The sequence below is a fragment of the Vibrio sp. 10N.222.52.B12 genome, from assembly GCF_002875385.1.
Classification (GTDB): domain Bacteria; phylum Pseudomonadota; class Gammaproteobacteria; order Enterobacterales; family Vibrionaceae; genus Vibrio; species Vibrio jasicida.
In genome coordinates this window covers 10,211-36,861 of the sequence record NZ_MDAW01000156.1, presented here as the reverse complement: position 1 = coordinate 36,861, position 26,651 = coordinate 10,211, and the positions used below count along the sequence as shown (strand labels likewise).

Sequence of the window (26,651 nt, the reverse complement as noted above, 5' to 3'; positions counted from 1 at the left end):
CTCCGTATTACTTTTTACTAGCAATCGCTTCAACTTCAATCAAAACACCTAGCGGAAGATCTTTCACCGCAAAGCAGCTTCGTGCTGGGCAATCCTTTTGGAAAAACTCTGCATACACTTTGTTGAATTCCGCAAAGTCACTGATGTTTGCCAAGTAACACGTCGTTTTTAGAACCGTATCTAAACTGCCGTTACCCGCTTCAAGCACATGTTTTAAGTTCGTTAGAGATTGATGACTTTGAGCAGTAATCCCTCCCTCTACTACTTTACCTGTCGCGCTATCAACTGGGAGTTGGCCAGACGTAAAAATCAAATCCCCGTAAGTGGTTCCGTGTGAATATGGGCCAATTGCGGCAGGAGCGTGCTCTGAAGTGATCAATTCTTTCATGTTAATCCTCACATAGTTTTTAGTTTTAGTCGTAAAACTCAGCTTTTGCTTTCGTTTCAAAGCTATTCTTTCAACTATATGTGAGCAAAACAACCACTACAGATCACACAAATCGATCTAAATTCAGATTTCATTGAGTAATTTTGTCGAGATCTCAAATTTATCTGAATTTTCCACAAAAAAATTGTTGTTAATCTTTTTCTCAAATAGATTTGAGAAAAATTCATACTAACAAAGAGAAAACGACAATGAGCGTTACTGTACCTACACAAACTCTTCCAATAACTAAAGAACCACCTCACGTTAAAGCCGGAATGACAGCCACAGAATGGAAAGCGGCGACTAAGTTTGATAGCACTGACTGGGGCTGGGTAATCATGAGTATCGGCATGGCAATCGGTGCTGGTATTGTTTTTCTTCCAGTAAAGGTGGGCGTACTTGGCATATGGGTATTTCTTGCCTCCGCGGTGATTGGTTATCCAGCGATGTACTTGTTCCAACGCCTATTTATTAACACGCTTTCCACCTCTCCGAAGTGTCAAGACTATGCGGGGGTTATCTCTGGCTACCTTGGCAATAAATGGGGCGCATTGTTAGGCGTGCTCTACTTCATCATGTTGGTGATTTGGGTATTCGTATACTCGACAGCAATCAATAATGACTCAGCCTCTTTTCTACACAGCTTTGGTATCACTGAGGGGCTGTTGTCGGAAAACCCGCTGTATGGTCTAGCATTGGTTTGCGCTTTGGTGGCAATCGCTTCGCGTGGTGAGAAGGTCCTATTTAAGGTCAGCACCGGATTAGTATTGGTAAAACTTTGTACCGTAGCACTGCTAGGCTTCATGATGATTGAAAAATGGGATCTGGCGAATGTAGGTAGCGTCCCAACAGCGGGTGCTGGCCTAAAAGATGCGATTGAGCTGCTACCGTTCACCCTCACTTCTATTTTGTTTATTCAAAGCTTGAGTCCGATGGTGATCTCTTACCGTTCGAAAGAGAAGTCTATTGAAGTTGCCCGTTTTAAAGCGATGCGTGCCATGAATATCGCTTTTGGCATTTTGTTTGTGACCGTGTTTTTCTACGCAATTTCTTTCACGTTGGCGATGTCTCATGAACAAGCAGTCCGCGCAGCAAACGAGAACATCTCTGCGCTTGCGATGGTAGCACAAGGCATGGACGGCACGACGCTTAAACTGCTTAGCCTGATGTTGAACATCTTTTCTGTAATGACAGCCTTCTTTGGTGTTTACCTTGGCTTCCGTGATTCTTGCCAAGGCCTTGCGATGTTGGCATTGAAAAAAGTGATGCCTGAAGAGCAAATCAACAAAGATCTCGTGACGAAAGGCATCATTCTATTCGCGATTTTGATGGCATGGGGCGCTATCGTACTCAACCTACCGGTTTTGAGCTTCACTTCGGTTTGTAGCCCTATCTTTGGTTTGATTGGCTGTTTGATTCCTGCTTACTTGGTGTATCAAGTGCCTTCTCTACATAAATACAAAGGTGCTTCACTATACCTAATCATCGCGACGGGCATCTTGTTGTGTATCTCACCATTTATTGCTTTTAGCTAACGCTTCCTCTCGCCTCGGTTATCAAACTCTATAACGATAGCCGAGGTTTTCCTTTCAACTCATCCACCTACCCTCTCCTTACTCATTTCGTTTCATGTATGAGACAGAAACGCTCATATCTGGCATTTGGGTTAATTTCCGTGCTTCAGCTCACACTTTTCTGACAATTCTCTACTATGTTCAGCGGGTAATCTAAATCCGCAATAGGAAACAATATGAATAAATACATGGCAGAGGTTTTTGGTACTTTTTGGTTAGTGCTTGGTGGCTGTGGTAGTGCAGTGTTAGCGGCTGGCTTCCCTGATGTCGGCATTGGCTTGTTGGGCGTTTCTTTGGCGTTCGGTCTTACCGTACTCACAATGGCATTTGCTATTGGCCATATCTCAGGTTGTCACCTAAACCCAGCAGTAACTATCGGTCTATGGGCCGGTGGTCGTTTCGAGACTAAAGACGTTGTGCCTTACATCATCGCGCAAGTGATTGGTGGTGTGATTGCGGGTGGTGTACTTTACGTAATCGCAACCGGTCAGGCAGGGTTTGACGTTGTTGGTTCTGGCTTTGCCGCGAACGGTTACGGCGCGCATTCTCCAGGCCAATACTCTATGGTTGCTGCTTTAGTGACTGAAGTTGTGATGACAATGATGTTCCTAATCGTGATCATGGGTGCCACAGACAAACGCGCACCACAAGGTTTTGCACCTATCGCGATCGGTTTATGTTTGACTCTTATCCACCTAATCAGTATTCCAGTGACTAACACATCGGTTAACCCAGCACGTAGTACTGGTGTTGCCGTATTCGTTGGCGACTGGGCGGTTTCTCAGCTTTGGCTATTCTGGGTAGCACCAATCGTTGGTGGTATTCTAGGTGCACTTATCTACAAGAACCTTCTTGGTACAGAATCAAACGATTAATCGATTCTCGAACCTCAAGATCAAAAAAGCCGCTGAATTCAGCGGCTTTTTTATTAAATCTTGTGTCGACCTAGAAGAGAGTGAGACAAGGTTGTCCCGTCCACGAGCTCAAGCTCGCCCCCCACTGGTACACCGTGCGCGATACGGCTTGCATCCACTTGGTGTTCTTTACACAGCTCCGCGATGTAATGCGCTGTTGCTTCCCCTTCAACCGTTGGATTGGTTGCAAGAATCACTTCAGAAACATCACCGCGACGCAGACGGTAATCCAGTACATCAAGACCAATATCACTTGGACCAATTCCGTCCAGTGGTGATAAGTGCCCCATTAGTACAAAGTATCGACCCGAGTATTGACCTGTCGCTTCTACTGCCGCGATGTCTGCTGGACTTTCTACTACACAAATTTGGCCATTTTCTTGGCGCTTTGGGTTCGTACAAATATGGCAAACGTCTTCTTCAGTGAAGGTACGGCACTCGGTGCAATGACCAATTTCTGTCATTGACTGACTCAGCGCATCTGCCAGTTGCAGACCGCCTTTTCTATCACGCTGTAACAAATGAAAGGCCATACGCTGCGCCGACTTGGGGCCAACCCCAGGTAGACAACGTAAGGCCTCCATCAATTGTTCCAGCATATGACTGGTACGCATTGAAAATCCGCTTAGTTAGAATTCAGCAGATTAGAATGGCATTTTCATACCTGGTGGTAATTGCATACCGCCAGTTACTGAAGCCATTTTCTCTTTTTGAGTTTCTTCAACACGACGTGCTGCATCGTTGAATGCCGCAGCGATAAGATCTTCTAGCATCTCTTTGTCGTCTTCCATTAGACTCTCGTCAATATCAACACGACGCACACTGTGACTACCAGTGATTGTAACTTTAACTAGACCAGCACCAGACTCGCCAGTTACTTCCATATTCGCGATTTCTTCTTGAAGCTTTTGCATGCGATCTTGCATTTGCTGGGCTTGCTTCATTAGGTTGCCCATACCGCCTTTACCAAACATGTTTATCTCTCTGGTTTAATTAGGTGTTGCATCTGTTAATGGGGTTTTCACTGAACGTTTTCAACCCCATTCCGTTCAAAATTTAGATAGGTCTTACACTATCTTTATCGAGCTCTGCAGCGAAACGACGTTCGATGAACTGAACATGCGGATCGTTTTCTAAACTGTTCAGAGCTTGTTGCAATTTTTCTTGATACAGCCTGTCTCTAAGCTCAAGGGGTGTCTCACCGTTTTCGCCCACATCAATACTAAGATGGCACTCTTGTTCTAACACTCCATTTAACGCGTTCAACAGCTCGCTTTGCGCTCTGTCAGTATTCAAGTGTGCCTGACTGTCTCTTAATTGTAGCGAAACTGTCGAGCCTTCTTTGCTGTAATGCGAGTTTAGTGCAAGTTGCTCCACCAGCTTGGGTGTATTCATTAAGCTGATCAGCTTTGCCCACTCACTGCTTTCCAATGATTCATCGACAAGCTTTTGCGCCATTTCTGGCGTCTTTTCGTGCTCAAGAGCTTTCTTGAGCTGCGTAGGTGTCAGTTGCGTATTCGTTTTTGTTTCAACCGGTTGCTTGGTTGGACGCCAACGATATGCTTCATCCTCAATGACAGGTTGTTCCGCTTGAGAAGAGGATGGTGGCGACACCTGCGCGGAATTGCCATGCAATTGCGCTAGACGGTCAATGACCGACTCTTTTTGAGCAGATGTCGCGTTAGGCTTTTTTGGGCCACCATTTTGCGTCGTCGCCTGTTGCTGACCCTGGCGTTGCGAGCGCAATTGATGACGAAGACCACTCAAATTACCTCGAGCAGGCGCTGGCGCGTTCTCTGGCATAGGTTGAGCTTGTTGAGGAACCTGCTGTGTAGGCACAGGATTCTCACTCATTGGTGGTGCCATGTCATAACCACCTTGATATTCAGGTTGGTATGATGGTGCTTCATTCGTCGGCTGCTGTGCTGCCTGAGACAGCGGTTGTGACGCCATATTCGGCGCTAACTGGCTTGGTCTAGGCTGACTTTGCGTTTGCTGTACAGGTGCTTGCTGAACTGGCGCTTGCGGTTTTGCCACCGATACTGCTTGTGTTTGCACTGCACTTTGCGCAGGCAAGCCTTGTGTCTGCGATGAGGTTGAGATGACGGTGGCGCTGTTACTTGCAGATGGACGGAATGCCATCATGCGCAAAACGATCATTTCCATCCCAACGCGACCATTCGGTGACAACGTTAGGTCTTCACGGCCTTTTAAAGCAATTTGGTAGTAAAGCTGAACATCTTGTGGTGTTAGCGCTTTACTCAATAATTCGATTTTTTCAGCATCAGGTTGAGTCTGATCTAAGGTCGATGGCAGAGCTTGGTACATCGCGACGCGGTGAAGCTGGGATGCCAATTGTTGTAGCAATCCATCCCACTCGACACCGTTTGATGCAAGTTGTTGGATTTTGTCCATCGCCTGTTGCGGCTGCTTACTGCTGACCGATTCCAGCAAATGAATCGCTTGGTCAGTATCAATCGTACCAAGCATGTGGCTAACGATATCGGTCTGAATCGTGCCGTTACCTAGGGCGATAGCTTGGTCAGTTAAGCTCAGTGCATCACGCATACTGCCATCTGCAGCATGCGAGATCATGCCAAGTGCTCTTGCTTCTGCAAAGACTTGTTCTTTTTCCAGAATATGGTCAAGTTGCTGATGAATGTCATCAACACTGATTGGCTTAAGGTGGAACTGTAAACAGCGCGACAGAATCGTTACCGGCAGTTTTTGTGGATCCGTCGTCGCCAACAAGAACTTCACATACTCTGGCGGCTCTTCCAACGTTTTTAACAGCGCATTGAAAGAGTGACGCGAAAGCATGTGTACCTCATCAATGAGGTACACTTTAAAACGTCCGCGAGCGGGCTTGTATTGAACGTTATCTAATAGTTCACGAGTGTCTTCAACTTTAGTACGGGAAGCCGCGTCGATCTCTAGTAGGTCAACAAAGCGACCTTCATCAATCTCACGACAAGTATCACACTCACCACAAGGGTTAGCGGTAATACCTGTTTCACAGTTCAGGCCCTTAGCAAACAGTCGGCCAATCGATGTTTTACCAACGCCTCGCGTACCGCTGAAGAGATACGCATGGTGTAAGCGATTTTGCGCCAACGCGTTTTCCAGAGCCGTAAGGACATGGCTTTGCCCTACGACTTGGTCAAACTTATTCGGACGCCATTTTCGCGCTAAAGCTAAATAACTCATTGAATGTATTAGTGTCCTTCAAACTCGCAAATACTGTATACGTTCAGACCTAGACCTTCTAGGCGCTTATCACCACCAATTTCTGGCAGGTTGATAACGAATGCAGCGTGCTCTACTTCACCGCCTAGTTGACGGATAAGCTTTGTTGTTGCTTCGATCGTACCGCCCGTAGCAAGTAGATCATCTACAACCAATACTTTATCGCCTTCTACGATCGCATCAGTATGGATTTCTAGCGTATCAACACCATATTCAAGCTCGTAGGATTGAGCCACAGTAGGACGAGGCAGTTTGCCTGGCTTACGCACAGGGACAAAACCAACACCCAGTTCTAGTGCTAGTGGTGCACCAAACAAGAAACCACGAGCTTCTGTACCCACAACTTTCGTGAAACCCATATCTTTGTAGCGCTCAACCAAAAGATTGATTGTTGCTTGATACGCTTTCGCGTCCTCAAGAAGGCTGGTTACGTCGCGGAAAAGAATGCCTGGTTTCGGGTAATCTTCGATGCTTTTGATGCTAGATTTGATCAGTGAGATTGTTTCTGTAGTCATAATACCGATTTACTTAGATTGGCTCATCACCCTCTGTTCTAATCGCAGTATATATGAGGGCAACAAACAATAGGTTTTCATCACTATGTGCTTACTTTCGTAAAAGTCACAAGCGCTGAAAATACAAACGCCCACTCGAAGAGCGGGCACACTATTCTCTACAATCTTAGTGATTTTCTTCTCGGTCAGCAACCAACTCAGTCACAGGGAGACGCATAAACCAACTCAGTAAAACGATTAGCATCACTAAAAGCGCAATTTTTACCCAAACCATTGGAGCGACAATGATGGAGAAAGTAAAACTGAGTACGATGAAGACCGCGCCACGTTGTTTCACCTTGCGTGTGACTGCTCGGTGTTTATGCCAGTTTTCGAGTAAAGGTCCAAACGTTTTATGTTCATGTAGCCAACGATGAAACGCAGGGCTGCCTCGCATGAAACAGGCACTCGCTAAAAGAATAAAGGGTGTGGTAGGAAGAAGAGGAAGAACGATGCCGGCAATGCCAAGCAGCATGCAGAGTCCACCAGCTATATTGAAAAGGTAACGCTTAATACGAATGGTGGACTCCAATAAACTAACGCTAAATTAAAAGCCCGCGTAACCATTCATTACACGAAGCCAGGTTAACGTTGCAGGTAAAGTTGGGATCAAAAGGACTGCAATGAAACCTAAAAAGTAAAAAATATTATAAGGCTCTTTAAAATCTTTGTCTGCCATGATGTTTCTTCTCACTAGAGTTGAGTTGACTTCGCTTCCCCCACCTTACATCGTTAAATTATCGTTGCATAAATGGGTCATTATTGTTTTAAGCGATGACTATACCTTAAACAATTAACGCTAAACACCAACAAAAAGTAGGGTTATAAAGCGAAGTATCATTAGTTCGAAGCCAAGCAGCTAGAAATAAAAAAGCAGCGTAATGGACGCTGCTTTTGTTGATGTATCTATGTTTTTACCTGCTGCTCGTTATATCAATCGATTCAGACGAACCATATTGAGGCTAAAGCTGGATGTCCCAAGACAACCAATTGAAAGCTGCCCGTTAGTGCTGATTGGTAAATCTCGGGTGATGAAGTTTTTCATACTGCCGTCACCTAATTGATTACCAGCGGCTATGTGCTGATTTGAATGGCCGTCTGACCACTGACTATCCAAACCCGCTGGTAGTATAGAGACAGAAGACGAAGCAAGATCTGCGACACCGAAAACGGCATTTACGGCACCGGTACTATCAGAGCACTGAATACCTTTTTCAATAATGTCGACCATGTCTTTCAGGTCTGCACTAAAACTCTTTAAGTTACGTAAGTAGTCATCAAACAAAGCACGCACCAGCAGCGTTGTTGCCACACCATCGTGCTCTGATGACGCTGAATCAACGAGATAAAAGGCAAATTGCCCGTTCATCAGCCAACGGTAATCAAACACTAAAGGCATAACGTCGGTTGATTGCAATAAACGATAAGAGCATTTCCAATCGCCTTGTGATGCGTCTTTTTCTGGCAATAAAGCGTGTAGCAAGTCTCTTGCTGCATTTGGGTGTTGTTGTAGATATTCTAGGTGCCAGTGCAGTTCTTGATCGTCTGGCATTTCCCCACCGTCATCAACCCTAAACCATTGGCTCGAAAAATCTCGATGGTCAGAGTAGTGACAGTCTGATTCCTCAAGCGTGTTGTCGATCGCTTGAGATAAATGTTGATAGTTTCCTATTGGTTTAGGTAAGAAATCTTTAATACCAAAACGAAGCGCTTTCGCGACGTCAGACATCTCATCCGTTCCAGACACAACAATAAGTGGCATAGACGGATACTCTAAGCTAACTTCCTCGACAAATTCTATCCCGTCCAACACGGGCATGGATAAATCACATAAGACCAAATCAGGTTGGCATTCCCTTAGTTGTTGAAGCGCCTCTAGGCCGTTTTCTGCTTCGACCACCTTAAAACCCTGACTTTCCAAATAGGCATTAGTCACGCTACGAAATATCGGATCATCGTCCACTAACATGATGAGTTTATGATTGACCACTTCCTGCGCCGAGACCATTGCCGTTTGACTGTGAGTCTTAAACATACCTTTGCACCTCACAAAGCTCAGTCAAAAAAACAAATTTATATGTCGTTATTTTTGTTGTATTCACATCTTACAAAACGTTATGCAGCAAGACATCAGGCCCTTTCACCTTGTTATAAACCGTAGCCTGAAATTGACGTTTATACAAATATTCCATGGTCTATCAGTATTTACTCAGGGAGCCTTGCTGTGTTCAAATGACGCAACATGTTGACTTAAAGCAAACTTTGATCACAAAGTTAATTATAAATTAGCCATAAACGGTAGTTTAATGTGTCTGGAAATATGAAATTAGATGATCTAAACCTGTTTCGATTGGTTGTCGAAAATGGGAGCTATACCGCAACTTCGCGAAAAACCATGATTCCGGTGGCAACCATCACCCGACGCATTCAAGCGCTAGAAGACTCTGTCAATCTTCGATTGCTGAACCGTCATGCGCGTAAGCTTTCTCTGACCGAGGCCGGAGAACGCTTTTACCATGAATGCTCACCTCTGCTACAACGCCTAACATCGACAGCTGAGGAGATTACGGATGACTGTCGTGGCGCATCGGGCAAGATTAAGATTTCTGCACCGTACAACCTGACTAAGCGCATGATGATGCCTATGTTTAATGGGTTCATGAAGCAGTATCCTGACATCAACATCGAGCTGACGACAGAAAACAACGCCGATCAACTTGATCCTACTGAGTGGGACGTGATTTTCCGCGTTGGACCACAGCGTGACTCAAGCTTGATCGCCCGTAAAATTGGTGAAGTGAAGGATATTCTGGTCGCAAGTCCTGACTATCTCGCCGCAAATCCGGCACCAAACCACGCTGAAGAGCTCTCTAACCATTCTTTGCTGAAAGGCTACCCACTGATCAAGTGGACACTAATCAACAGCAAGGGAGAGTCTGTGGTGAATGCAGAACGTGGTCGTTTTCAAGCCAATGCACTGAATGTCGTGCGTAGCTCTTGCTCTGAAGGGTTGGGGATTACATTAATGCCTGACGTGATGATCAAAGAGTATATTGAAAGTGGCGATCTACTGCGTGTATTACCAGATTGGAGCGCTAACCCGCGCGACATCTACATGCTGTACAATCACAAAGACCATCTTCCTGAGAAAGTGCGTCTTTTTATCGACTTCGTGATCGCTTACAACATTCACTAAACTCGATAGCAGATACAAAAAACCAGAGCGCGAGCTCTGGTTTTTTTATGTCTTGGATTTCCGGGCAGATTAAGCGCCTTCGTTATGCAGTTCTAGATTAGCAAGATCTTGCTGAATTTCTGCTTGTGTCTTTGCATCATCGTTGCGCAAACCATCAAGGAAGTCGAGGTATTGTTGGTCAATATCACCCGTCACATATTCACCGTTAAATACTGATGTATCGAACTGAGTGATGTCTTGATTGCCTAAACCAACTGCTTCAACCAAATCATCCAAGCGTTGGTAAATAAGCGCGTCAGCACCAATTTGCTTACAGATGGTTTCGTTATCGCGGCCATGAGCAATCAACTCTGTTGCACTTGGCATATCGATACCGTAAACATTCGGGAAACGTACTTCTGGTGCCGCCGAGACCATAAACACCTTGTTTGCGCCAGAGTCACGAGCCATCTCAATGATCTGCTCTGATGTTGTACCGCGAACAATAGAGTCATCCACAAGCAGGACATTCTTACCTTTAAATTCAGAACGAATCGCGTTTAGTTTGCGGCGCACCGATTTCTTACGCTGTTGCTGACCCGGCATAATGAAAGTACGACCTACGTAACGGTTTTTCACAAAGCCTTGACGGTAAGGTTTATCAATAGCTTGGGCAATTTGTAGAGCAATATCGCAAGACGTTTCAGGAATAGGAATAACCACGTCGATATCCAATTCTGCATAATCTTCACGAATACGCTCGCCAAGCTTTTTACCCATCTCAACACGAGCACTGTATACAGAAATCTTGTCGATGAAAGAGTCCGGACGTGCAAAGTAAACGAATTCAAAGATACACGGATTCAGTTTTGGATTATCGCCACATTGTTTCGTAAATAGTTCACCATCAAACGTTGCGTAAATCGCTTCACCAGGAGCGACATCGCGAACAAAATCAAAACCAACAGCATCTAACGCCACTGACTCTGACGCCACCATGTATTCTGTTCTTCCGTTCACTTCACGCTTACCTAAGCACAAAGGGCGGATACCATGTGGGTCGCGAAACGCAATCATACCGTGGCCAATAATCATCGCAGCAACAGCATAAGCACCACGGATTGTACGGTGAACATTCGTAACCGCACGGAAGACATCGTCAGCTGTCACATTGCCTTTTACTGTATCGATTTCGTGAGCGAGTACATTCAGAAGCACTTCAGAATCTGAAGTCGTATTGATATGACGGCGGTCTTTTTCAAACAGTTTTTGACGAACTTCATGAGCGTTAGTCAAATTACCATTGTGGGCAAGTGTAATACCGAAAGGAGAGTTTACGTAGAAAGGTTGAGCTTCAGAGGCACTTGAACTGCCTGCGGTTGGGTAACGAACATGACCGATACCAACCTCACCTTGTAAGCGTTGCATGTGTCTTGCTTCGAACACATCCTTCACTAAACCGTTCGCCTTACGCAGACGAAAACGATTGCTTTCTATGGTACAAATACCAGCGGCATCTTGGCCACGATGCTGTAACACCGTTAACGCGTCATAAATAGACTGGTTTACAGGCGTTGTGCCCACGATTCCAACAATACCACACATGTCCTAATCCTCGATTTGCGACAGTAGCTGGCACTACTAGATAGTGCCAGACAGAAAACTTGATGTTGCTTTTAAGTGCTCGAAGAATGGGGCGATGATACGGCTGAACTCTGGGACCAACTGTGACTCTTTCCACCAATCTGAGCTTGGGAATGCAGTAAACGCATCCATAAAAAACAGCACCGCAGAAACAATCAGTACTCCGCGTAAACCACCAAACACCACACCGAGAATTCGATCGGTTCCTGATAGCCCTGTTTTTTGTACCAGTTGACCAATGACGTAATTCACCACTGCACCAACCACTAAGGTAGCGACGAATAACGCCGCTATTGCGGCTCCGTTACGAAACATTTCATCTTCGATGTTGGTGAAATACACCGCCAATTTGGCGTAGTAATTACTGGAGATAAAAAATGCTCCAAACCAAATCACCAAAGACAAAGCTTCTTTAGCAAAACCGCGAACTAAACTGATCAGAGCTGAAAATCCGATCACACCTAAAATGACAAAATCTAACCAATTCATGTTTTCTTCATCTTAAGTTGGCGCGCATTTTAACAGAAAAAATGCTGACGCAAACGTTTTCTTATGGATTTAATGGCTTAAATTTAAGCAATTGACCTTTTGAGCCTGTAATTTTTTGTAATTCCTTGACCTGTCGTTCAAGTTTACTTTTTGACACATCAGGACCAACAATTACTCGAGTAAAGGCTGTCTCTTTTTTTACATGAGCTTGGTAGCCACGCTTCTGAAGATCCTCTACAAGTGCAACCGCATTTTCATGATTTTTTAGTGCCATCAACTGAATGATCCAGGCTGAATCTTCATATTGATTTTTTTCTTCAACCGGACGAACGGCAACTTCAACCTGTTCAGGTTGTTTGACTTCTTCTGGCTGAGAAACTGACTCTGGTTCTGGCTGAGAAACCGCGACTTGAGGCTCTTGAGATTCATTCACTGTTGCAGTTACCGGAGATTCCGGTAATGAAACGTCGTCTTCAACAGGCTCAAGTATTTCGAAGTTCTCCACATCGCTATCAAGTTCAGGTTTGATAGGAATACTGGCAAACTCTTCTTTATAGTGCAGTTTCTTACCATCCAGTACGTCTGGAAGCACGATGACCCCCACCGCCACTAGAATGATGGTGCCGACTAAACGACTTTGAAATTTACTTGCCATCAAATTACCTTTGATTACTCATTATTTGATTGCCAATACTCCAACACTTCACCCACTGTGTGGAATGAACCCACCACCAAAATGACATCATCATGAGCCGCATGAGTTTTCGCGCTCTCAAATGCCTCTACTGGAGTTTGGAACTGAATCTGCCCTTCGGGTAAATATTGACATAACTCGTCGGCAGTTGCCGCGCGAGGGCCAGTCAGTGATGCTGGGTACCATTGGGTTGCAATTGGCGCTAATACTTCAATTGTTGCCTTGATGTCTTTATCGTGCAGCATTGCCACCACGACATGGATGTTTTTATTCACGTATTGGTGCTTCACCTTCTCTACCAAGTATTCTGCAGAGTGAGGATTGTGCGCCACATCAAGCACAATGTCTGGTTCCGTTTGCAAAACCTGCATTCGGCCAGCTAGGCGAGCATTATTCAAGCCATTAACGATATTAATGTCAGTGATTTGCAATTCTGAAGCGCCAAGTGCCATCAGAGCAGTTGCTGCATTCGGTAAGGGCAGAGAAGGCAATGGAAGGTCATCTAGGCCAAACGCTCCACTGGTCCACTTCCAACCTTTCTCAGTCAATTGGTAATCGAACTGGATGCCAACTTGGAAGAACTCAGCTTGAATGTCATCAGCGTGCGCAGCAACGGTTGCTGGCGGCGTCGGTTGGCCACAAATCGCAGGTTTACCAGTACGGTAGATACCCGCTTTCTCAAAGCCAATTACATTGATGTCATCACCTAGCCAATCCACATGGTCGATAGCCAAGCTGGTAATAACAGAGACATCATGATCTACGACATTTGTTGCATCTAATCGACCACCAAGGCCAACTTCTAACAACACCACATCCACTTTTTCAACTTGGAAAATACGAAGTGCAGCCAACGTACCGAATTCAAACAAGCTTAGGCTAATATCACCACGTTGTTGCTCGATATAATCGAATGCTTCGCAGTGTGTACGATCTTCTGCATCTACGCCGTTAATACGAACACGCTCGTTGTAGCGAATAAGGTGAGGTGAACTGTAAACTCCGACTGAGTAGCCGGCATCTAATAGAATCGCTTCCATCAACGCGCACGTCGACCCCTTGCCATTGGTGCCGGCAACAGTAATCACAGTAGGGGCTGGTTTGGTGAGGTTGGCTTTTTTCGCTACCGCTTGAACGCGGTCTAAGCCGAGGTCGATAGCTGATGTGTGGAGATTTGTTAAATAATCAAGCCACATCGTTAGAGTGGATGTGGCTTGAGGAATTGCGTTTTGTGTCATCTAACTTTAACCATTAATTTCTTTGGTTTTTATGTTAGTTGATACTTTACCCTTTTTCGTCCACTTCTGGTACAGAATATGGCTCTTCATTTGGAGATTCGTTAACGGAAACCACCATCGGAGACTTGTGGTTAGTCATCTTAGCGATCAGACCACCCACACGTTGACGCATTTCACGACGGTCAACGATCATGTCAATCGCACCGTGCTCTAGCAGGAACTCACTACGCTGGAAGCCTTCAGGAAGATCTTCGCGTACTGTTTGCTCGATTACACGACGGCCAGCGAAACCGATCAATGCTTTAGGTTCACCAATGTTGATGTCACCTAGCATCGCCAAACTTGCCGATACACCACCCATTGTTGGGTCAGTCAGTACCGAAATGAATGGTAGGCCTTTTTCTGACAAACGCTCAAGCGCCGCACTGGTTTTCGCCATTTGCATTAGAGACATTAACGCCTCTTGCATACGCGCACCACCACTTGCAGAGAAACACACCAGTGCACAATTGTTTTCAATTGCGGCGTCAACTGCTTTCACGAAACGAGCACCAACAACGGAACCCATTGAACCACCCATGAAAGAGAATTCAAACGCACACGCTACCAATGGCATACCAAGCAGTTCACCCTGCATAACCACCAATGCGTCTTTCTCGCCACTGTTCTTTTGAGCAGCAGAGATACGCTCTTTGTAGCGCTTAGAATCTTTAAATTTCAGTTTGTCCTGTGGCTCAAGCTCTGTGCCTAGCTCTACACGCTCACCTTCATCTAAGAATGTTTCTAGACGACGACGCGCTTTCATTCGCATGTGGTGATTACACTTAGGACAAACTTCTAGGTTACGCTCAAGTTCAGCATGGTAAAGAACCTGCTCACAAGAGGTACATTTCGTCCACACGCCTTCAGGGATAGAAGCTTTGCGTGAACTTACTAGGTTGCTTTTTTCTAAAATCTTTTCAAGCCAACTCATGGAAGACCTTTTCTCTCAATTCTTCCGCTTCATTGCGAAAGATATAAATTCGGAATATTGCGGATGGATTAAAACATATCTTGCCGCGACTGTAGATAAAAAACTGGTTGTACCTATTTTTGATATCATTAATAACGCATAGTTTCTGCGCATTTCCAGTCTAAACTACCGATAATTTGAAACAAATTCGCAAATTTAGTTCAAATTATCCGGTAAAAATAGCGGACCGATCGGCACTTGTGGTAATCCAAACGCTTCTGGGTAGTCCACATCAACCAAATACAAACCTTCAGCCTTAGCCGTTGCACCCGCTAATTTGCGGTCTTTTGCTTCTAAAAGTGACTTGATCCATTCAGGCTTTTCTTCGCCACGACCCACTTTAATCAAACTGCCTGTAATGTTACGCACCATGTGGTGAACAAAAGCGTTCGCTTTAATATCGATAATGACGTAGTCACCATGTCGAGTCACGTTCAAGTGCATCATATTTCGACAAGGGCTCAACGATTGGCAGTGTGCTGCACGAAATGAACTGAAGTCATTCTCACCAAGCAAGTATTGTCCTGCTTCGTGCATTTTCTTTTCATCCAAGTCACCGTGATAATGGCTCACTCCAGAATTTAAGATGCCAGGACGCAATGCGTGATTGAAGATGATGTAGCGGTATCGACGCGCCGTCGCTGAGAATCGTGCATGGAAGTCATCAGGTACTTCTACCGCCCAGCGGACAGCGATATCACTTGGCATGTTCGCATTTGCGCCCATTGTCCAAGCAACCATTTTTCGATTTACATTGGTGTCGAAGTGAACAACTTGTCCTGTGCCGTGTACACCTGCATCGGTACGACCAGCGCACTGAACTTCTACAGGGTGATTTGCTACTACAGAAAGTGCTTTTTCCAGCGCTTCTTGGACACTTTTCACTTCTCTTTGGCGTTGCCAACCAAAGTAATTTGTACCGTTATACTCGATACCTAATGCGATTCTCATTTTAACCTTCGAACTCTAAAATGGGGCGGGAAGTATATACGTAAGTCCTTCCAGATACAAAAATGGGCAGCATTTGCTACCCATTTTTCTTTATCGACCGTTAATGGCGTCGATAAGCCCTTTCGCTTCACGGCGAATATCATCTTCACCGTAGACGATGGCCTCTTCTAGCAATTTGATCGCCCCTTGAGGATCGTTCATTTCTAGATAGATTTTTGCTAAATCAAGCTTACCTGCGGCTTCTGCGTTGGTGTCTACATCCACATCACCGATGTCACCAATCACATCAGGGAACTCATTCAAACCAACATCAAGCTTTAATTCTTGCTCTTCGAAGTCACCGCCATTTTTATCCACTTGAGCCATCAACTCATCAATCGTCATGAATTGATTTTTCTTCGGGTCGAAGTCGGTAAGGTCATCCTGCTCACCCCAGTTTTCCTGAGCGATTTCTGGTTGCGCAAGTGCTTCTGTCGAGCTCCAAACGTCTCTTTGATCTTCTGGGACTTCCGTTGTTGACGCCGCGCTGTCTGATGACAGTTTAAAACCATCCCAGTCATCGCCCACATCCAGCATGGTTTCGAAATCCATACCCGCACTTGCGATGGTGTCACTGTCCAATTTTCCATCAAACACTTCTGAGTCTGCGTTTTCTGACAACAGGTTCGCCATTGCAGATTCTTCAAAATCATTGAGTTCAGACTCTAAGTCTACTTGTGCTTCGGGAACGGGATCAGGCTCGACACTGAAAGCCTCTGGCTGCGCGAATACATCAAACAAAGCATCATGGTCATTGTCTGATTGAATAACAGTTTGAGACGCTTCAGGGTGCTTTACAGGCGTTTCTAGTTCTGCATCGCCCATTGAAGCCAATGCATCTTCTTCATTGAACTCTGGCAAGTCCAGATCATCAAAGTTGAACTCCTCATCGCTCGCCATGCCGGCGGCTGGCTGTGAAGTTTCTGCCTCTGACAATCTTGGCTCGTCAGCCATTGATGCAAGAGCATCTTCTTCGCTGAACTCCGGAAGATCCAGATCATCGAAGTCGAACTCTTCATCTTCAGCCACTGGCTCATTCGCCGCTGTTTCTGGGTCAGTAGTTTCAGATTCAGCTAACTCTGGCTCTTGCGCCATTGACGTTAGTGCATCTTCTTCGCTGAACTCAGGAAGCTCTAGATCATCAAAATTGAACTCTTCCTCTTTAGCCGTTGGCTCATTCGCCGCTGTTTCTGGGTCAGTAGTTTCAGATTCAGCTAACTCTGGCTCTTGCGCCATTGACGTTAGTGCATCTTCTTCGCTGAACTCAGGAAGCTCTAGATCATCAAAATTGAACTCTTCCTCTCTAGCCGTTGGCTCAATCGCCGCAGTTTCTGGTTCAGCGGTTTCAGATTCAGCTAACTCTGGCTCTTGCACCATTGACGTTAGTGCATCTTCTTCGTTGAACTCTGGAAGGTCTAGCTCATCGACGTTGAATTCTTCGTCTTCGGCCGTCGGCTCATTCGCCGCAGTTTCTGGTTCAGCGGTTTCAGATTCAGCTAACTCTGGCTCTTGCACCATTGACGTTAGTGCATCTTCTTCGTTGAACTCCGGAAGGTCTAGCTCATCGACGTTGAATTCTTCGTCTTCGGTAGCTGTCTCAGTTGAACTTGCCGCTACGGGTTCTTGTTCCGTCTTCGTCTCGGGCTCTATGTCATCAACAAGCCAGTCTTCTTCTTGCGGAATACCAAATTCATTTTCGACGGTGTTTGGCGTCGGAGTGAACGCGGGCTCTTCTTCTGTTTTGCTGAGTGATGTTTCAACGTCTGAGTCCGCTTTTTCTAAGATCGCATCTTGCGGTTCTGATTCGATAGAAGGTTCTTGAATCAACTCAGGTTCAAAATCTAACTCATCTTCTTCTGTCGCTTGCTCACTAATAAGCGCATCCAGTTCCGCAGCGAAATCGGCGCGCTCTTGCTCTGCTTGTTTTAGATCGTCTTCATTAGATTCAAACAACTCATCCAATTCCGACATCAAAGGATCGTGCTCTGGGATTGAATCTTCTAAATCACCAAAGAAATCCTCTTTGTCAAAATCTTCAACGGTTTGTTCTAGTGCTGATTCAGCCTCTGATTCGCGGCTCAAAGCATCTACTTTCGGCTCAACCTCTGGTTGGTTCTCGTTCAATAATGCATCGATATCTAAGCCTGAATCCAGACCAAGCGCCTTTTCGTCTTCCAATTCAGAAGCAGATTTAACCTGTTGTTGAGTTTCAGCAGGTTGAGTCGCTTCTGGCTCAAGATCATCAAAACCTAACGAGGCCAATAAGTCATCGTCACTCTGCTGCGCACTCGCGATTTCTGGCTCATCATCTTCACGAATCAAATCATCGAATGGGTCAACGTCCGTAGGCTCTTGTTCGTCTATTGTTTCATCGCCGCTGTCATCAAGTAGCTCATCCAACAAATCGACGCTGTTTTCATCAAGATCTTCTAATGCGTCATCGCCCTCAAAACCAGACAGTTTCTCTAGTTCATCAAGTGGATCAAAATCATCGTCAGATGCATCCTCATCATCAAAACCAATCAACTCGTCAAGCAAATCTGTGCTGTCTTCATCAATGGAAGGTTCTTCACTCAAGCCTGCAATGTCTTCTAGATCGTCAAGAGGATCTCGCTCATTGATTGATTCACCTTCGTCGTCACCCATCAACTCATCGAGGAGTGCTGATGCATCATCCTGCTCTAAGTCTGAATCAGACAGACCAGACAATGATTCTAGTTCATCAAGTAGTGGGTCATCGGCATCCGCACTTACTGGCTGTTCATACTGAGCAAGCAGTTTATCGATGTCATCGTCGGTTGCTTCACCAGCAGAGAAAGCACTCTCTGACACTTGAGATGGCTTCTCGTCCTCAACATCAAGATTGAGGTCGTCACCATCAAGGTCAGCAAATAAGTCATCAAGCATGGCTTGATCAACCGCGTCACTTTGTAACTCTTCAGATGGGTCGTCAGCAGAGAGTAACTCGGCAAATGCATCATCCGACATCACATCAGCGTTATCTTCATCTGAAAGATCGAAACCGACTTCATCGTCATCATCCAAAACTTCAAGCTCTGGAGAGACATCATCAAGTGCACGCTCCATCTCTTCAAGACCGAGCGCTTTTTCTTCGCCGTTTACTTTTATGCCATTGCTTGAAGAGTCAAATTCATCGAAGCCAACGTCGAGATCGCCATCATCCCCAATCCCCGCGAATGGGTCTTCGCCATCATCCCCTTCGAGGTTGAAATCGAGATCGTCGTCATCCAGATTAGCAAAGACATCCTCTTCTTCTGGCTGCGCTTCTTCTTGGCCGAATAGTTGTTCCGTGTCGTCATCGTCACCAAACAAATCGTCGTCTAGACTTAATTCTTCATCCAACTCGTCTGCCGCTGCCAATCCGATTGGCGCAGCAAGTGGATCAACACTTTGCTGTTCTTGCGCAGCAGCTTCTTCCTCTTTCTCTTTAGAGCGACGACCAAGCAACATGACGATTAACATGGCAATCAATGCACCTGGAATAAGTGCTGCAAGGCCTACTAGCCAACCGTTAGACAGAACCTTGTCCATCGTACTTGGCTGCATTCGTTGCTGCTCTGCAAGACGCTGACGTTCTTCCGCTAGTAGTTTTTCAACTTCAGAGCGAATTCGTTCTTCATCGTTGAGCGAAGTTTTAAGCGTTGCGACCTCGCTCTGCACTTCAGACAGCATCAAACGTAAACGATGGTTCTTCTCTTCGAGAGAGTCCAACTCACTTTGTGAGCCTTGCAGTTTATCTTTAAGTGCTGTTACTTGTTTCTCACCTTCCGGTGAAGTCACGACTTCAGGTACGGGGGTCGTAGACTCAACCGTCTTGATTGGTTCTGGCTTTGCCAATTCCGGTTTAGACGGCTCAATTTGAGCAACTTCTGGCTTAGGTTGAGGTTTCGTAACTTCAGCCGTAGGCTTTGGTGTTTCCGGTTTTGGCTTAACAGGCGATGTTTTTGCTGGTTTTTGTTGAGCTAATCGAACTTCATGAGCATTCATCACGGCAATCGCCTGAGGCGTGGTAGCACTCTGAACTTGCTCTAATGAAGGCACGCGAAGTCGGCTGCCCGGGATCAATTCATGAATATTCTGGTTATCAAACGCTTGAGGGTTGATTCGGTAAATGGCGAGAAGCGTCTGTTGAACAGAAACATTACGAGAAGGTCGCAATTGAGAAGCAATCGACCACAAAGTCTCGTTTTTATTCGTCGGACCATAAAAGCGCGACGGTTGGTTATTTTCAGGCGGAGCAGGTAACGCTCGCTCAATCTCCTCAGCGTAGCTAGGAGACGTTTGCACTTCACCAGAGGGTCCTACAAGTCGAATTCCTTCGGCTTGAACCACTGACGATGTCTGAGTCGCGCTCATCAACACAAGGGCTGCTAACAAACGCTTATAATTTTGACGCATAGAAGGCTCAGTTTGGTGCTAGAAACAATTTGAAATGGTGATCGGTTAAATATATCGGATAACACACGCAAAACTATAGCTTTGAGGGCAAAAAATGTGTGGCTCTCACCATATTCGTACTAATCTCACACAAATTTACGCCGTTCGAACAAAAAAGCCTCGCAGTGTGCGAGGCTTTGGATTCATTCGTCAGCGTGGCTTAGTAGTAATCGCGAATCAAAACTTCAGCAATTTGTACGGCGTTTGTCGCTGCACCTTTGCGTACGTTATCAGCAACTACCCATAGGTTTACACCACTGTGATGACTAATATCATTGCGAATACGACCAACCATTACGTGGTCTTTGCCGCCTGCATCACGCACTTGTGTTGGGAAATCTTCACCGTGGAACACTTCGATGCCATCCGTTTGCTCAAGCAGGTTAACCACTTCTTGTGCATCGATTGGTGAACGAGTTTCAACATGTAATGCTTCTGCATGACCGTAAAATACCGGAACGCGTACACACGTTGGGTTTACAGTGATTGATGGGTCGTTAAAGATCTTTTGCGTCTCCCACACCATTTTCATTTCTTCTTTGGTGTAGCCGTTTTCCATCATCTGGTCGATTTGTGGAATACAGTTAAACGCGATCTGTTGAGAAAATTCTTTCTTGTCCGCAGGAAGACCATTCAGTAGTTTCGCAGTCTGACCTGCAAGCTCATCAATACCAGCTTTACCCGCACCAGACACGGATTGGTAAGTTGAAACGTTGATACGCTCAATACCAACAGCATCGTGAATAGGCTTTAGTGCCACTAGCATCTGGATGGTTGAACAGTTCGGGTTCGCAATGATGTTACGGTTACGGAACTCAGCAATTGCTTCTGGGTTAACTTCTGGCACCACCAAAGGAATGTCGTATTCGTAGCGGAAATGAGACGTGTTGTCGATCACGATAACGCCTTCGTCTGCGGCAACTGGTGCCCATTTAGCAGACAACTCGCCACCAGCTGAAAACAACGCAATATGCGCTTGAGACCAATCAAACTCTTCTACGTTTTGAACGCGAATTGTTTTACCGTTGAAGCGGTAAGTCTTACCTTCACTGCGTTCACTTGCCAACAGGAAGATTTCGCCTACTGGGAATTTGCGCTCTTGAAGCACTTCCAAAATTGTTTCACCGACCGCGCCGGTCGCACCTAATACGGCAACATTGTATTGCTGGCTCATTGACTTACCTCAACCTGAAAACCTAGTTCTGCTAATGGTGCAAGATTGCATGTTTCATTACCCACTAGCGTGACAGCGCTGTATTCGCGGCGATCCCAGTAGTTTTTACGCATCAGGTCAAAAGAGCCTGGCTTACTGATTTCGCGGCGGAAAAGAGCGTCATCTTTACGCACATCATAGATTAACTGCGTGATGTTGTGCAGCGTTGCTTCATCCCATGCTCTGTCCAATACCATTGTAGGAACAGGCGCGGTCGGCAGTAAATCGCTGGCATGCGCACGTAATTCGTTATTTAAGAACTCACAGTAGCTGTTGAAAATCATCGTCGTACCGCGAGCTTTCCCCTCCAGACCATAGCCTGCAACGTGAGGGGTTGCGAATGCTAGCAGAGGCAGAAGCTCCATATCAACCTCTGGTTCAAATTCAAATACATCTAATGCCGCCGTGAAGCCATCGTTTTTCATTAAACGTTGCTTCAATGCTTGGTTGTCCACAACAGGACCGCGTGCCGCATTGATAAGAATTTGATCGCAACGAAGACCATTTAACACCTTATCATCAATCAAATGATGCGTTGGGTGTAGGCCATCTTTGGTAATAGGTGTGTGCAGCGTGATGACGTCAGAACGTTCGATCAACTCTGCTAGCGGAGTAAAACTGCGAGAATCTCCCTCCTCTTGCTTGAATGGGTCGTTGATGAGCACGTTAATGCCCATGCCTTTCAAACATTTCTCAAGGTAGCTACCCACTTGACCCGCACCGATGATGCCAACAGTTTTATCGAAAACAGAGAAGCCTTGCTGTTGGGAAAGTACCATCATGACGCTGAACGCATACTCAGCAACGCCGACTTTGTTACAGCCTGGTGCTGCGGTGAAGAAAATACCTTTCTCTTTTAGAAGCGCTTGGTCAACATGATCCATGCCCGCCGTCGCCGTGCCAACGAACTTCAGCTTATTTGCTTTGCTGATCAGTTCTGCGTTTACTTTGGTGACTGAGCGAATCATTAGCGCATCTACATCCACTAAATCATCGGCTGTCAGTGTACGACCGGGTTTTAGAATCACTTCACCGAGTTGGCTGAATAGCTCTTCAGCGTACGGCATATTTTCATCAACAATAATTTTCATAGCGCCAGCGTTTAACATCCATTTGTATGAGTTCGTTTATTCGCAAGATGCGAAGCTAAAGCGATTGTGCCCTTTTCTTGAAAAATCTCAACAACTATACCTAAGTGACTTTCAAAAGCAGGTTTCAGAAAAGAAAAAGCCCGGCTAAATTAGCCGGGCAAAGTTCCAGAACAAAAGGATCCTATCCCGCTCTCCTTGGGATAAAGTCTGCGTCTGTTCGATCAGTTAACCTGATCAAGCTCTGGAAACTGGTTTGTTGGTCGGTTCACTCCACGAAGAGAATCACAGCCCAACAAATTCAGTTAGCTTTGGGTCGCTTATGCTTGGTACTTTTTGATTACCAATGTCGCGTTTGTACCACCAAAACCAAAGCTGTTTGACATAACTGTCGTCAGTTCAGCGTCACGAGCTTCCATTACGATGTCTAGACCTTGTGCTGCTTCATCCAAGTTAGAGATATTCACACTTGGAGCAATGAAGCCATTGTCTAGCATTAGCGTTGAGTAAATTGCTTCGTGAACACCAGCTGCACCTAGTGCGTGGCCAGTCATCGCTTTTGTCGCAGAGATTGCTGGGCTGTTGTTGCCGAATAGCTCTTGGATAGCGCCTAGCTCTTTCACGTCACCTACAGGAGTAGAAGTACCGTGCGTGTTGATGTAATCGATGCTATCAACGTCTTGCATTGCCATCTTCATACAACGGATTGCGCCTTCACCTGATGGTGCTACCATGTCGTAGCCATCAGAAGTCGCACCGTAACCTACGATCTCACCGTAGATTTTCGCGCCACGAGCTAATGCGTGCTCTAGTTCTTCGATAACTAGCATGCCGCCGCCACCAGAAATAACGAAACCATCACGATCAGCATCGTAAGTACGAGATGCTTTTTCTGGTGTTTCGTTGTACTTGGTAGATAGTGCGCCCATTGCATCAAACATCATCGTTTGAGACCAATCTAGCTCTTCACCACCACCTGCAAATACGATGTCTTGTTTGCCAAGTTGAATAAGCTCCATCGCGTGACCGATACAGTGTGCAGATGTTGCACAAGCTGAGCTCATTGAGTAGTTCACACCACGAATCTTAAATGGTGTTGCAAGACACGCTGATACTGTTGAAGACATAGTACGCGGCACCATGTATGGACCTACGCGTTTTACGCCTTTTGCACGCATCGTATCAGTTGCCACTGTTTGGTTTAATGCAGAAGCACCACCAGAACCAGCAACGATACCTGTACGATCGTTTGAAACTTGTTCTTCAGATAGACCAGCGTCTTCAATCGCCTGCTGCATTGATAGGTATGCATAAGCAGCCGCATCACCCATAAAGCGCATCTGCTTACGGTCAATAAATTCTGCTGGGTTGATTTTCAGATCACCCCATACCTGCGAACGCAGACCGTTTTCTTTAAACTGCTCAGACGCAGTGATGCCAGATTTGCCCGCTTTAAGAGACGCTAGAACTTCTTCGACGTTGTTACCGATACTTGAAACAATACCCATACCGGTGATTACGACTCGTTTCATTATGACATTCCTATAATTCAAAAATCCGCTAGATAATAACTAAGATAGTCAACAAAAGTGGTCAGCTTTCCCAGAAATTCGTACAATTGCCGAATTCTAACCGCGCCAAATCACATATTTGCACCATTATGACTTCGATTAAAAACGCAGAACTTGGTTGGAACGAAGCTGGTACACCGGTTTCTGACCAATTTGATGATGTTTATTTCTCCAACGTAAACGGTCTCGAAGAGACGCGTTACGTGTTCCTCAAACAAAATCATCTACCAGAAAGATGGCAGGAATTTGACCAAAGACGCTTTGTTATTGGCGAAACCGGATTTGGCACGGGGTTGAACTTCTTAGCCGTGTGGCAATGGTTTACCGAATTTCGTCGCGAATATCCAGAGGCAGCGTTAAAAGAATTGCATTTCGTTAGTTTTGAGAAGTACCCACTCAGCAAAGCTGATCTAGAAAAAGCACATCAATCTTGGCCAGAGTTGGCAGAATTTGCCGAAAAGCTGCAACAGCACTACCCAGCCGCAGTGCCTGAATGTCATCGCATTATTTTAGAAGACGGCGCCATCACGCTCGACCTTTGGTTTGGCGATATAAAAGATTGCATGCCGCTTGTTCCTTATGGGGAGCAAGGCTTGATTGATGCTTGGTTCTTAGACGGGTTTGCACCAAGCAAAAACCCAGAAATGTGGAACCAAAACCTATTCAACGGCATGGCAAAATTGGCGAAACAGGATTGTACGGTAGCAACCTTCACGGCAGCGGGCTTTGTGCGTCGCGGCTTAAACGAAGCGGGCTTTGCAATGAAGAAAGTCAAAGGCTTCGGCACCAAACGCGAAATGATCGCGGGCTCGATGGAGCAGCGTGAAGCGCATTCAAACCATCTACCTTGGTTTAACCGCACTGCGTCGACCAATCATGATTCCATCGCGATTATTGGTGGCGGCATCGCTAGCGCGGCTTTGGCTAAAACGCTGGTTCGCCGCGGTCAAAATGTCACACTCTACTGCAAAGACGCTCAACCCGCAGAAGGCGCATCAGGCAACCGCCAAGGCGCAGTGTACCCATTATTAAATGGTCCCCACAAAGGAGTTTCTCGTGTGTTTGCTCCGGGCTTTTTGTTTGCCCGTCAGTTTGTTGACCAGGCTGCGCTAAATATCCAATTCGATCACGATTGGTGCGGCATCACGCAACTCATGTGGGATGACAAATCTGCAGACAAGTTGGAAAAAATGCTTGCTGGTAATTTCACGCCAGAGTTAATTCATAAACTATCTGCTGAAGAGACGGCTGAAAAAATTGGCTTGCCGATCGATATGGCATCGGTTCATTACCCTCTTGGCGGTTGGTTATGCCCTGCAGAACTGACCCGTGGTTTGATTGCTCAACTGGAGAAAACAGAACTTTTTGAAGTGAAGTTCGAGCATCAAGTCGAGTCACTAACTTGGGGTGAAGCGCGCCAACTATGGACATTGAAAGCAAACAGTCAAAGCTTTGAACACTCCACTGTAGTGGTTGCTAACGGCAGTGAATTCCAAACACTAAGCCACACCGCGGATCTACCAATGGGTCAGGTAAAAGGTCAAGTTAGCCACGTACCAGCGACAGAAACCTTGTCTAAGCTGAAAACGGTACTGTGTTACGACGGTTACATGACACCTGTTAACCCGAATAATCAGCACTTATGCATCGGTGCAAGCTACGACCGCAGCCATCTAGATTACGAGTTTGACGAAGAAGCACAAAAAGACAATGCAGATAAATTGGTGAAGTGCCTGCCGAATCAAGCTTGGACGAAAGAAGTAGATACCTCTGGTAATTTATCACGCCAAGGTATTCGCTGTGTTAGCCGTGACCACCTGCCATTTGTCGGTAACGTAGGCGACTTTGAAACCATCAAAACGCAATATGCGGATCTGCAAAATCAACAAGAACAAGACGTTGAAGCGATTCACCAGTTCCCTAACCTATTCTGTTTCCTTGGTTTAGGTTCTCGTGGCTTGAGTTCTGCGCCTCTAATGGCCGAAGTGTTGGCATCACAAATCTGTAGCGACCCATTACCATTGCCTGTTGATGTACTGACTGAGTTGCACCCTAGCCGTATGTGGGTAAGAAAGCTACGTAAAGGTAAAGCGATTACTGAGTTATAACGCGTTTCGAGTGCGTAAAGAACCCCTCCTAGCCTCCCCTTAAAAAGGGGAGGAACAAGTTCTTAACCCGCTTTAGTCCATCCATCTTTCCAAGAAGGAGTCAGGGGCTGCTCCGAAAACAAACTACCACTCCTAGCCTCATCTTAAAAAAGTGAGGAGCAAGTTATGAACTCCGCATTAATCCTCCCCCTGTCAAGGGCGAGTTCGAGGGGGGAGCTCTAAGAACAAAGAACCCCTCCTAGCCTCATTTTAAAAA

The 26,651-nt window shown here is 45.8% G+C and carries 22 protein-coding genes; 4 read left to right on the top strand and 18 right to left on the bottom strand.

Annotation, left to right across the window (positions count from 1 at the left end; all coding sequences use genetic code 11):
- Positions 1 to 7: 7 nt before the first annotated feature.
- Positions 8 to 388 carry a RidA family protein gene (locus tag BCT11_RS24600; protein ID WP_038881906.1) on the bottom strand — a complete coding sequence of 127 codons (381 nt, stop codon included), beginning with the start codon at positions 386 to 388 and terminating at the stop codon, positions 8 to 10.
- A gap of 314 nt (positions 389 to 702) precedes the next feature.
- Here BCT11_RS24600 and BCT11_RS24595 point away from each other — a divergent pair, with 314 nt between their 5' ends.
- Together BCT11_RS24595 and aqpZ are read left to right on the top strand one after the other, a co-directional pair.
- A complete protein-coding gene (locus BCT11_RS24595) occupies positions 703 to 1,962 on the top strand; it encodes an amino acid permease (protein ID WP_038871389.1) in 1,260 nt (419 codons plus the stop codon).
- Positions 1,963 to 2,177: 215 nt separating this feature from the next.
- Positions 2,178 to 2,876 carry an aquaporin Z gene (aqpZ, locus tag BCT11_RS24590; protein WP_009707332.1) on the top strand — a complete coding sequence of 233 codons (699 nt, stop codon included), beginning with the start codon at positions 2,178 to 2,180 and terminating at the stop codon, positions 2,874 to 2,876.
- Positions 2,877 to 2,929: 53 nt separating this feature from the next.
- Here the strand turns inward: aqpZ and recR are convergent, their stop codons facing one another.
- The 7 genes from recR to BCT11_RS24555 all read right to left on the bottom strand — a co-directional run bounded on the left by recR (position 2,930) and on the right by BCT11_RS24555 (position 8,750).
- Positions 2,930 to 3,529 (bottom strand): recombination mediator RecR, encoded by a 600-nt coding sequence (gene recR, locus BCT11_RS24585; RefSeq protein WP_038871307.1) that lies wholly within the window; start codon positions 3,527 to 3,529, stop codon positions 2,930 to 2,932.
- Between the two features lie 30 nt (positions 3,530 to 3,559).
- On the bottom strand, positions 3,560 to 3,889 hold the full coding sequence (locus tag BCT11_RS24580) for a YbaB/EbfC family nucleoid-associated protein (RefSeq protein ID WP_005380618.1): 330 nt from the start codon (positions 3,887 to 3,889) through the stop codon (positions 3,560 to 3,562).
- A gap of 82 nt (positions 3,890 to 3,971) precedes the next feature.
- Positions 3,972 to 6,122 carry a DNA polymerase III subunit gamma/tau gene (gene dnaX / locus BCT11_RS24575; protein WP_102389517.1) on the bottom strand — a complete coding sequence of 717 codons (2,151 nt, stop codon included), beginning with the start codon at positions 6,120 to 6,122 and terminating at the stop codon, positions 3,972 to 3,974.
- 8 nt (positions 6,123 to 6,130) lie between these two features.
- Positions 6,131 to 6,676 (bottom strand): adenine phosphoribosyltransferase, encoded by a 546-nt coding sequence (apt, locus tag BCT11_RS24570; protein ID WP_038871311.1) that lies wholly within the window; start codon positions 6,674 to 6,676, stop codon positions 6,131 to 6,133.
- A 166-nt stretch (positions 6,677 to 6,842) separates the two neighbouring features.
- The gene (locus BCT11_RS24565) at positions 6,843 to 7,247 is read right to left on the bottom strand and encodes a YbaN family protein (protein ID WP_038871313.1); all 405 of its coding nucleotides are present in this window, start codon (positions 7,245 to 7,247) and stop codon (positions 6,843 to 6,845) included.
- 15 nt (positions 7,248 to 7,262) lie between these two features.
- Positions 7,263 to 7,394, bottom strand: a complete 132-nt coding sequence (locus BCT11_RS28560; protein WP_005380608.1) for a hypothetical protein — start codon at positions 7,392 to 7,394, stop codon at positions 7,263 to 7,265.
- Positions 7,395 to 7,643: 249 nt separating this feature from the next.
- Positions 7,644 to 8,750, bottom strand: coding sequence for a response regulator (locus BCT11_RS24555; protein WP_102389516.1), 1,107 nt, complete (start codon positions 8,748 to 8,750; stop codon positions 7,644 to 7,646).
- 285 nt (positions 8,751 to 9,035) lie between these two features.
- Here BCT11_RS24555 and BCT11_RS24550 point away from each other — a divergent pair, with 285 nt between their 5' ends.
- Positions 9,036 to 9,911, top strand: coding sequence for a LysR family transcriptional regulator (locus BCT11_RS24550; RefSeq protein ID WP_038871318.1), 876 nt, complete (start codon positions 9,036 to 9,038; stop codon positions 9,909 to 9,911).
- 69 nt (positions 9,912 to 9,980) lie between these two features.
- Here BCT11_RS24550 and purF read toward each other — a convergent pair whose 3' ends face one another.
- From purF to fabB, 10 genes are all read right to left on the bottom strand, one after another.
- Positions 9,981 to 11,495 (bottom strand): amidophosphoribosyltransferase, encoded by a 1,515-nt coding sequence (gene purF / locus BCT11_RS24545; protein ID WP_038871321.1) that lies wholly within the window; start codon positions 11,493 to 11,495, stop codon positions 9,981 to 9,983.
- Between the two features lie 36 nt (positions 11,496 to 11,531).
- Positions 11,532 to 12,023, bottom strand: coding sequence for a CvpA family protein (locus tag BCT11_RS24540; RefSeq protein WP_005432921.1), 492 nt, complete (start codon positions 12,021 to 12,023; stop codon positions 11,532 to 11,534).
- A gap of 61 nt (positions 12,024 to 12,084) precedes the next feature.
- Positions 12,085 to 12,678 (bottom strand): SPOR domain-containing protein, encoded by a 594-nt coding sequence (locus BCT11_RS24535; RefSeq protein ID WP_038871324.1) that lies wholly within the window; start codon positions 12,676 to 12,678, stop codon positions 12,085 to 12,087.
- A 14-nt stretch (positions 12,679 to 12,692) separates the two neighbouring features.
- The gene (gene folC / locus BCT11_RS24530) at positions 12,693 to 13,955 is read right to left on the bottom strand and encodes a bifunctional tetrahydrofolate synthase/dihydrofolate synthase (protein WP_038871327.1); all 1,263 of its coding nucleotides are present in this window, start codon (positions 13,953 to 13,955) and stop codon (positions 12,693 to 12,695) included.
- A 46-nt stretch (positions 13,956 to 14,001) separates the two neighbouring features.
- Positions 14,002 to 14,928 (bottom strand): acetyl-CoA carboxylase, carboxyltransferase subunit beta, encoded by a 927-nt coding sequence (gene accD / locus BCT11_RS24525; protein WP_045397886.1) that lies wholly within the window; start codon positions 14,926 to 14,928, stop codon positions 14,002 to 14,004.
- Between the two features lie 195 nt (positions 14,929 to 15,123).
- Entirely contained in the window at positions 15,124 to 15,918 is a 795-nt protein-coding gene (gene truA, locus BCT11_RS24520) for a tRNA pseudouridine(38-40) synthase TruA (RefSeq protein WP_038871331.1), read from the bottom strand.
- 90 nt (positions 15,919 to 16,008) lie between these two features.
- Positions 16,009 to 20,376, bottom strand: coding sequence for a FimV/HubP family polar landmark protein (locus BCT11_RS24515; RefSeq protein WP_102389515.1), 4,368 nt, complete (start codon positions 20,374 to 20,376; stop codon positions 16,009 to 16,011).
- Between the two features lie 199 nt (positions 20,377 to 20,575).
- Positions 20,576 to 21,589, bottom strand: a complete 1,014-nt coding sequence (locus tag BCT11_RS24510; RefSeq protein ID WP_038878778.1) for an aspartate-semialdehyde dehydrogenase — start codon at positions 21,587 to 21,589, stop codon at positions 20,576 to 20,578.
- A complete protein-coding gene (locus tag BCT11_RS24505) occupies positions 21,586 to 22,719 on the bottom strand; it encodes a 4-phosphoerythronate dehydrogenase (protein WP_038878786.1) in 1,134 nt (377 codons plus the stop codon). Before BCT11_RS24505 ends, BCT11_RS24510 begins: the two co-directional genes overlap by 4 nt.
- Before the next feature lie 317 nt (positions 22,720 to 23,036).
- Complete coding sequence (fabB, locus tag BCT11_RS24495) at positions 23,037 to 24,248, bottom strand: beta-ketoacyl-ACP synthase I (RefSeq protein WP_038878775.1); 1,212 nt, start codon at positions 24,246 to 24,248, stop codon at positions 23,037 to 23,039.
- A 128-nt stretch (positions 24,249 to 24,376) separates the two neighbouring features.
- Between fabB and mnmC the strand changes: the two genes are divergently transcribed.
- A complete protein-coding gene (gene mnmC / locus BCT11_RS24490; protein ID WP_102389514.1) occupies positions 24,377 to 26,395 on the top strand; it encodes a bifunctional tRNA (5-methylaminomethyl-2-thiouridine)(34)-methyltransferase MnmD/FAD-dependent 5-carboxymethylaminomethyl-2-thiouridine(34) oxidoreductase MnmC in 2,019 nt (672 codons plus the stop codon).
- The last annotated feature ends 256 nt before the right edge of the window (positions 26,396 to 26,651 follow it).

Bases quoted from the DNA above. Each gene is read 5' to 3' on its own strand.
- BCT11_RS24600 (WP_038881906.1), bottom strand. From the start codon at position 388: ATGAAAGAATTGATCACTTCAGAGCACGCTCCTGCCGCAATTGGCCCA.
- BCT11_RS24595 (WP_038871389.1), top strand. From the start codon at position 703: ATGACAGCCACAGAATGGAAAGCGGCGACTAAGTTTGATAGCACTGAC.
- aqpZ (WP_009707332.1), top strand. From the start codon at position 2,178: ATGAATAAATACATGGCAGAGGTTTTTGGTACTTTTTGGTTAGTGCTT.
- recR (WP_038871307.1), bottom strand. From the start codon at position 3,529: ATGCGTACCAGTCATATGCTGGAACAATTGATGGAGGCCTTACGTTGT.
- BCT11_RS24580 (WP_005380618.1), bottom strand. From the start codon at position 3,889: ATGTTTGGTAAAGGCGGTATGGGCAACCTAATGAAGCAAGCCCAGCAA.
- dnaX (WP_102389517.1), bottom strand. From the start codon at position 6,122: ATGAGTTATTTAGCTTTAGCGCGAAAATGGCGTCCGAATAAGTTTGAC.
- apt (WP_038871311.1), bottom strand. From the start codon at position 6,676: ATGACTACAGAAACAATCTCACTGATCAAATCTAGCATCAAAAGCATC.
- BCT11_RS28560 (WP_005380608.1), bottom strand. From the start codon at position 7,394: ATGGCAGACAAAGATTTTAAAGAGCCTTATAATATTTTTTACTTTTTA.
- BCT11_RS24555 (WP_102389516.1), bottom strand. From the start codon at position 8,750: ATGTTTAAGACTCACAGTCAAACGGCAATGGTCTCGGCGCAGGAAGTG.
- BCT11_RS24550 (WP_038871318.1), top strand. From the start codon at position 9,036: ATGAAATTAGATGATCTAAACCTGTTTCGATTGGTTGTCGAAAATGGG.
- purF (WP_038871321.1), bottom strand. From the start codon at position 11,495: ATGTGTGGTATTGTTGGAATCGTGGGCACAACGCCTGTAAACCAGTCT.
- BCT11_RS24540 (WP_005432921.1), bottom strand. From the start codon at position 12,023: ATGAATTGGTTAGATTTTGTCATTTTAGGTGTGATCGGATTTTCAGCT.
- BCT11_RS24535 (WP_038871324.1), bottom strand. From the start codon at position 12,678: ATGGCAAGTAAATTTCAAAGTCGTTTAGTCGGCACCATCATTCTAGTG.
- folC (WP_038871327.1), bottom strand. From the start codon at position 13,955: ATGACACAAAACGCAATTCCTCAAGCCACATCCACTCTAACGATGTGG.
- accD (WP_045397886.1), bottom strand. From the start codon at position 14,928: ATGAGTTGGCTTGAAAAGATTTTAGAAAAAAGCAACCTAGTAAGTTCA.
- truA (WP_038871331.1), bottom strand. From the start codon at position 15,918: ATGAGAATCGCATTAGGTATCGAGTATAACGGTACAAATTACTTTGGT.
- BCT11_RS24515 (WP_102389515.1), bottom strand. From the start codon at position 20,376: ATGCGTCAAAATTATAAGCGTTTGTTAGCAGCCCTTGTGTTGATGAGC.
- BCT11_RS24510 (WP_038878778.1), bottom strand. From the start codon at position 21,589: ATGAGCCAGCAATACAATGTTGCCGTATTAGGTGCGACCGGCGCGGTC.
- BCT11_RS24505 (WP_038878786.1), bottom strand. From the start codon at position 22,719: ATGAAAATTATTGTTGATGAAAATATGCCGTACGCTGAAGAGCTATTC.
- fabB (WP_038878775.1), bottom strand. From the start codon at position 24,248: ATGAAACGAGTCGTAATCACCGGTATGGGTATTGTTTCAAGTATCGGT.
- mnmC (WP_102389514.1), top strand. From the start codon at position 24,377: ATGACTTCGATTAAAAACGCAGAACTTGGTTGGAACGAAGCTGGTACA.